The 1,303-nt window shown below is 40.4% G+C and carries 1 protein-coding gene; it reads right to left on the minus strand.

All coding sequences use genetic code 11. The features are described from left to right. Positions 1 to 1,096 (minus strand): SdrD B-like domain-containing protein (locus tag ACM0OR_RS28230; protein WP_414579714.1); only part of this gene is annotated, 1,096 nt, incomplete at its 3' end. Positions 1,097 to 1,303 lie beyond the last annotated feature (207 nt).

Raw genomic sequence — 1,303 nt, forward strand, 5'->3', positions numbered from 1 at the left:
GGTTAGTAGTGGTAGTGGCAACGACTACGTTGTTTTGAATTAATTCAACGGTGACTCCACCTACGCCTGCTTCTCCTGCATCTTGAATGCCGTTGTTGTTGGCATCGTTAAATACGAAGTCTCCTAATGAAGCTGTTTTGTAGAAGCCCGCATCAATGGTGCGATTGAATTCACGCGGATTCAGCTGGATGATCTGGGTCATACCCGTGAGTGGATCAGCATCGGAATCCGTTGTATCATCGCCTTGATTCGCAGTGGTAAAGACAAAATCAGTTGGCTTGGTAAAGGTAACTTTGTACTCTACACCTGGCAACAGAAGTGGAAACAGATAAGATCCGTCAACATCTGTGGTTGTGGTAACTGTAATGTCATCTGCCGTACCAATTACACCATCTTTGCCACCACCTGTCAGGGTAACAGTAACACCTTGCAAGCCATTCTCATTTTCATCCTGAATACCATTGGCATTGAGGTCTTCCCACACAAAATCGCCCAAAGCGGCTGTTTTGAGAATATTAATCGTACTTTGTGCAACGTTACCCCCTGTTTCGTTAACAGGAACAATAATTATTCCGATGTCTTGAGGTATGCCATCTTGGCTAATACTAGGTACAAAGCCTGCACCATTTTGAAGAGATGCCTGAACAATCTCATTAGCTCTGTTTTGATTGTATGGACCTACTGTACCTAATATACCTTGAGGAACTGTGTTCTCAAGTAAAGTCCAGATGGCTACTTGTATATCACCAGAGGTATAAGCACCGAAACCACCCAAAGAGTCTTTACCTAAGAAATTTTGGTTAATTAGCCAGTTAACTTCATCTAAGTTTTCGGGTTTATCAATTATCCCTGTTGGCAGTGGATCATCATAACTGGAATAGACTTGAGCCTGGTAGGTTTGTCCTGGAACAATAGTTTTATTTGTGTCAATGCAATAACTGTCGTAGAGTCCATTCAGGAAATTACCGTTGGTGATCGTGATATCCACGTAGCTAGGTCCATCACCACCAGAACCCGGATAAGCAACTATGAGGTTGACATTATTATCGGGTAATGTTGACTTTAAAGCTTGCAATAGATCATCAATTAAGGTCATTCAAAGTTCTCCGCAAATATGAATGCAGCGAACCTAGACGAGTCAAGAAGAAATAAAAGGGAACAAATCTATAAATAGAATCTTCTCAGTAATCTACGGATTTTTGTACCCTTAAATATTTATTCTTTATCTTCTTTATCAAAAAAATATAAACTAAGAATTTTAGTACACTGAAAGTTTTTGATATCACTCTGAGTATTAGCCGGC

The sequence above is a fragment of the Anabaena sp. CCY 9402-a genome, from assembly GCF_963920945.1.
In the GTDB taxonomy this organism is placed as follows: Bacteria; Cyanobacteriota; Cyanobacteriia; order Cyanobacteriales; family Nostocaceae; genus Trichormus; species Trichormus minutissimus.